We start from the raw sequence: 5,400 nt of genomic DNA, 5'->3' as shown, positions 1-5,400 counted from the left end.
CGGGCCACAGCGCACAACAGCATCGAACAGGCCGCATCCGACCTCAGGGCCTGGCTGAGCTGGGCGCGGCGCTGTCGGCTCGAGCCGTTCAAGAAGCTGGCCGCCACGCTCAAGGAGCGGTTCGACGCGGTGGTGCGCGGCATGGTCGATCACCGCAGCAACGCCTTCGTCGAGGCGATGAACGGGCTGCTGCAGCAGGCCAAGCGCGCCGCGCGCGGCTTCAGGACGAGCCAGAACTTCATCGCCATCGCCTACCTGCGCATGTCCAAGCTCAAGCACCTGCCGGCCAGTCCGTTCGCGCCGGCGATGCCCCAGTGACGGTGTTGCTTTCCACACGAAACGACATGGAGCCGACGGCTGCGCCGTCCTACAATGGCGTTGCTGCCGACAACCAAGGCAGCCTACGGCGGGGCACGCCGGAAGTAACGCCTGTGGAGATACGAGCAGCGGTTGCGCACTCGGCCCAGGAACCCACCGAAGCGACTCATTCCGGCTCGATGCCGGGGTGAGCGCCGTAGGAATCCCCCGACTTTAGGCGGGGGAGGATGTCAAGTCTCGTGCCGTAGCGCGCCTCGCACTTCATCCGAGTCCGAAGGCGCGTTCGTCGCGTGGAAGGTGTTGCCTTGTCCCACAACGGAGATTGCTCTCATGAAAAAGTCCTTGTTCACCCTGGCCGCGTTGTCCGCATTTGCAGCGGGCGCCTACGCGCAGTCGTCGGTCACGCTGTTCGGCATCGCCGATGTCGCCGTGCGTCAAGTCAAGAATGGAAGCGCCGGATCCCAGAAGCAACTGGCATCGGGCTCGAACGCCACCAGTCGGTGGGGTCTGCGCGGCGTAGAGGATCTGGGTGGCGGCCTGAAGGCCGGCTTTTACCTGGAATCCCAAGTCAACTTCGACACCGGCACCGCCGACGCGAACAAGTTCTGGGGTCGCCGTTCCACGGTGAGTCTGATGGGCGGTTTCGGCGAAGTGCGCATGGGTCGGGACTACACCCCGACTGCGTACAACACCTTCGCCGACGAGTTCGGCATTGTGGGTGTCGGCTCGCGCGGCATCTTCAGCTACGGAGCGGGTTCGAACCTGGGCAGCCCCGCCACGACGGTGCTGCGGGCCGACAACACGGTGGGCTACTTCTTGCCCAGCATGGGCGGGCTGTATGGACACCTGCAGATGGCCGCTGGCGAGGGCGTCAACGGCAACAAGTACGTGGGTGGGCGGCTGGGTTACGAGACGGGCCCGATCAACGTCGGCTTCGCCTACGGCAAGACGGAGACAGGGGCGACCACGCCGGACTTCAAGAACTACAACATCATGTTCAACTACAATCTCGGCTTCGCGACGCTGTACACGCTGTACGACGTCAAGGAGTGGAACCCGCGCAAGACCAAGGATCTGTCGATCGGCGTCGCCGTCCCGGTGGGCCCGGGCACGGTGAAGGTCGGCTACACCAGGGCGGATCGCTCGGGTGGCCCCGCCGGTTCCGGCTTCTCCGACGCCGACGACAGCACCCGCCTCGGCATCGGGTATGTCTACGATCTCTCGAAGCGCACCGCGATGTACGCGACCTACGGTCAGGTCTCGAACAAGGGCGCGGCGCGCAGCTCCGTCCTCTACACACCGCCGGCGGGCATGCTGGGCGGCGAGAAATCGTCCGGTCTCGAGTTCGGGGTTCGCCACACCTTCTGATCCGCGAATCGTTGTGCGGTGACCCGCGCTGACCTCGACGGGCCAGCGCGGGTGTGCCGCGGCAGGCCCGGCTGCGGGCGTCGTTGGGGCGCCGCATGACGAAGATGTAATGGATCGGCAAGCAGTCTGTCAGCACGCGATTCCTACAGTGGCTCCACGGTGCACGAAGGCACCGCAACCGGTGAACCTCCACGAGAGGCGCACCTGCAACAGGAGTCCATCATGAAGTTCCGTTTCAGTCTGATCGCGCTGGTGAGTGCCGTGTCTCTGCCCGCGCTGGCAACCTCAGGCATCACCCCGGTCGGGGGTGAAGCCGGCTTCACGACCCATGCGATGCCGTCGACGAAGTCGCGTGCCGACGTCATCAAGGAGCTCGAGGCCTGGAAGCGCAATCCGGTCACGGCCGACGGCTGGCGCGAAGTCGGAGGCGAGGCAGGGTGGGTCTTCGTCGGTGTCACGGGCGACACGCGTAGCGCTGCGAAGGCCGAGAAGCCTTCCCGGACCGGTGTGACCAACGTCCCCGGTGGGTTGAGCCGCAGCGGCCACCAAAGCGGCGTAACCGCCACCTCGCACGGACATCGCTGATGCGTGCCGGAAGGGTGCGAGCAATGGGGCGACCTGGCCGATCGGGAGAGTCGCCCCTCCGTCCGCTTCGGCCTTTCACAGGCCTGTCCTTGACGCGCTGGCACCTTCGAGTTCCCGATCCCGATTGAGCGGCCAGTGCCCGGAGAATCAATTGCAAAGCACTCCGTCCACGGTGGGGCGCCGAGTTGCGTTGATCGCACTCGGATCAGGCACGCTGTTCCTCGCCGCATGTGTGTCCAAGCCCGTTCGGCAGGCAAATGCCGATGGCACATGGTGCCATCGGGTCGGCAAGGCGCCGCGCTACAAGCTGACCTGCACCAGTGCACCGGTGCCCCCGCCTGCAGTGGAAGCGGATGCCAAACGGTTTGCCGCATCTGCGGAGAGATTCACGGTGTACGTGGTGCGCAAGCGGTGGGCCGACGCCGCCAACGTCGTCGAGTTGACTGTCGACGGAGGTGCGCGGGCCGAAACGGTGCCGGAGTCCTTCGTGCGCATGAGGCTGCCGCCCGGCGACCATGTCCTTCGGGCGAACTGGCCAGAGGGAGAGGCTCAGATGACGGTTCGAGGCGCTGCCGGCGAGATCCGCGTCATTGAACTCGCGGGCTCGGCTTGGGCCTGGGGGAGCACATACGCCTTCGAACCAGGCGATGCGGCAAGCCGGGAGCGTGTGCTGCGGGTTCGCATGGTGGCCGACATCGATTGACATCCATCCTCCTCCGCTGGCGGGGTGGCCGGAGCACCCGAGGACATAACGAATCGGTAAGGTTTCTGAGCGCATCGTGTCGGCAAGCGGTCCATAGACTGCCGAGCAGGCTGATCTTTCTCAATGCGCTGAGGTAAAGTTCCGGGTATGTCGGGTGTGGTTCGCCTCCTTCTGATCTGGTTCATCGCTGCTGCCGTTCCTCTGAAGGGGCTGGCTGCGGTGACCATGGGTGGATGCGGGCCGGGGCACCACTCTCCGCGTGAGGCTGCGGCGACCGTCGCGCACGCGACGCATGGCGACGTCCACGAAGTCCGGCATGAGCTTGGATCCGGCAACGTCGGGGCCGGGAACCAAGGTGTCGAGACCGGGCTCGATTCATCGAGCGGGCATTCGGCGCAGCTGAAGATGAAGTGCAGCAGCTGCGCGCCGTGTTGCAGTGTTGCAGCGCCCGCGTTCGCGCGGACAACCATGGTGCAGGCGGAATCGGCGTCTAGCGCCGTCGCCTTTCTGGAAATTCTCTTTCCAGCCGTCTTTGCGGGCGATGTCCCGTTCGCTGTTGAACGAGACCGTGTGACGGCTCCTCATTCGTGATGCTACGCGGCTTTGAGTTCGGCGGGCTGCGTGGCGGCGATGCGCTTGTCCAACGCGGCGATCAAGTGCTTCATGTCGCGGTGCCCGCGCAGCTTGCGGAAGCGATCCTTGGCGTCGCTGAGTGCGCTGGCGACCCAGCGCAACGTCATCTGTCCGTCCCGCCATCGCTTGACGTTGCGCGTGTAGTGCGCGATCGAGCCGTTGAGGTTCTCGATCGGGTTGGTGGTGCGCAGCGTGCGGTACAGCGCGCCCGTGATGCCCAGAGCCTGCACGGTGAGCGTCTCCTCGAGTCCCTCGCGCAGACTGGCCGCAGCGCCGGGATGCTTGGACTGCAGCGACGTAGCCAGGCGCTGCAGCTGCTTCTTGGCCAGCTCGGCGTTGGCGCTGTCCCAGGCGTCGCGCATCGCGCGGCCCACGCTGGCGTGCAGCTCTTCGGGCAGGTGCTCGATGACGTTGCGCCGCTTGTGCTCCTGGCAGCGCTGGATCAGCGCCGTGGCCCCGAAGGTCTCGACGATCGCCTTGCGCAGCGCCTTGCCACCATCGATCACCCACAGCCGTGCGCGGTCGGCATCGAGACCGCGCTCGATCAGATCGCTCAGCAGCGAGCGCACGACCCGCGTGCTCTCGGTGGAGCCTTCGCGCAGCCCCAGCACGTGCTTGTTCCCCTGGGCATCAATGCCCAGCGCCAGCAGGATGACGCGGTCTCGGAAGTGGATGCCGTCGACCATCACGACCGGCAGGTCCAGCTTGCCCAGCGAGCGCGACAGCCACTGCAGCAGTTGCTCTTCGCTCAGCGCCACGAAGCGCCGCGAGGTCGCGCTCTTGGACACCGACAGCGCTTGCTCGGGCGGCGGCAATTCCTCCAGCGTGCTGGCGTAGCGGCGCATGGACACGCCCGCAGCAATGGCGGCCATCGTCGCGGTGTCCAGCGGGTCGGTGCCGGCGGCCCAGGCGAAGCTGGGCAGCTCCAGCTCGCCCGCATCGACGCCGCGTGCACGTGGCCGCTTGATGCCGATGCGCTGCCCGCCGAGAACAACGGCGCTGCGCGTGCTGCCGCCACGTACCGCGCGGCGATCGGCATCGGGCACGCCCTTGGGGCCGCACAGTGCGATCCTGTCGGCCTCCATCATGGCTGCCAGCACCTGCTTGCCGGCGTTGATGCACAGCCCATAGAACGCGTGCTTCACGTCCTGCAGCACGCCCTGGATCGGCAACGTCAGCTGCACCTGCGCAGCCGGAACAACCCGCAGCGCGGGCTTCGTGCGAGACTTCATGTCGGTGGCTCCTTTGGTTGCTTGCTAGGCAACCCGCATGGTCACATGCGGGTCAAAGGAGCCGCCACCTCAGCTCACCCGTTCAACAATCCGCGGGACATCGCCATTGCTGCGTGACAGAGGCGACAAGTAGCTTGACGCGCGCCGAAAGTGGGCAGACGGTTGGGCGATACGTCGTGTTCCCTGCACTTCGCCGCGATCCACGGGTTCTCTAGCTTCATTCCAGTTCCTTACCGCGTGCGTCCGAGCGGCACGCCGCTCAGACGCCGCACGATCTCGACCTCTTCAACGCTCAACCGCCGCATCCAATCCGCCGTCGGCAGGGCCGAGATCGCGGGCTGCGCGCGAGTGGGCGCGCCAATTCGTGCATTGGTACAACCACGATCACAGGCACAGCGGCATCCGCTACGTCAGCCCGGCACAGCGCCATGAAGGCCACGACGTCGCGATCCTTGCGGCTCGGCACCAGGTCTACCTCCAGGCTCGCGAACGCAACCCCGCGCGCTGGTCACGCGGCACACGCGACTGGTCGCACATCCGGGCCGTTACCCTCAACCCTGA

Annotated in this window: 6 protein-coding genes and 1 pseudogene; 6 read left to right on the top strand and 1 reads right to left on the bottom strand. The window is 66.1% G+C overall.

Annotated features, from left to right (window positions below; genetic code table 11):
* From Taqua_RS12610 to Taqua_RS12590, 5 genes are all read left to right on the top strand, one after another.
* Positions 1–318, top strand: a 318-nt coding sequence (locus Taqua_RS12610; RefSeq protein WP_144326938.1) for a transposase, incomplete at its 5' end; no start/stop codon positions are given.
* A 330-nt stretch (positions 319–648) separates the two neighbouring features.
* Complete coding sequence (locus Taqua_RS12605; RefSeq protein WP_144326937.1) at positions 649–1,686, top strand: porin; 1,038 nt, start codon at positions 649–651, stop codon at positions 1,684–1,686.
* 222 nt (positions 1,687–1,908) lie between these two features.
* On the top strand, positions 1,909–2,271 hold the full coding sequence (locus Taqua_RS12600; protein WP_144326936.1) for a DUF4148 domain-containing protein: 363 nt from the start codon (positions 1,909–1,911) through the stop codon (positions 2,269–2,271).
* Positions 2,272–2,461: 190 nt separating this feature from the next.
* Positions 2,462–2,974 carry a hypothetical protein gene (locus Taqua_RS12595; protein WP_144326935.1) on the top strand — a complete coding sequence of 171 codons (513 nt, stop codon included), beginning with the start codon at positions 2,462–2,464 and terminating at the stop codon, positions 2,972–2,974.
* A 147-nt stretch (positions 2,975–3,121) separates the two neighbouring features.
* Positions 3,122–3,565 carry a hypothetical protein gene (locus Taqua_RS12590; protein ID WP_144326934.1) on the top strand — a complete coding sequence of 148 codons (444 nt, stop codon included), beginning with the start codon at positions 3,122–3,124 and terminating at the stop codon, positions 3,563–3,565.
* A gap of 2 nt (positions 3,566–3,567) precedes the next feature.
* Here Taqua_RS12590 and Taqua_RS12585 read toward each other — a convergent pair whose 3' ends face one another.
* Positions 3,568–4,839: an IS256 family transposase gene (locus tag Taqua_RS12585; protein ID WP_133598512.1), complete on the bottom strand. Its 1,272-nt coding sequence runs from the start codon at positions 4,837–4,839 to the stop codon at positions 3,568–3,570.
* 340 nt (positions 4,840–5,179) lie between these two features.
* Here Taqua_RS12585 and Taqua_RS12580 point away from each other — a divergent pair.
* A pseudogene (locus Taqua_RS12580) lies at positions 5,180–5,400 on the top strand (IS3-like element ISAzo10 family transposase); the annotation flags it as partial.

The sequence above is a fragment of the Tepidimonas aquatica genome (assembly GCF_007556585.1).
In the GTDB taxonomy this organism is placed as follows: domain Bacteria; phylum Pseudomonadota; class Gammaproteobacteria; order Burkholderiales; family Burkholderiaceae_C; genus Tepidimonas; species Tepidimonas aquatica.
This window is presented reverse-complemented; position numbering and strand designations above follow the sequence as displayed.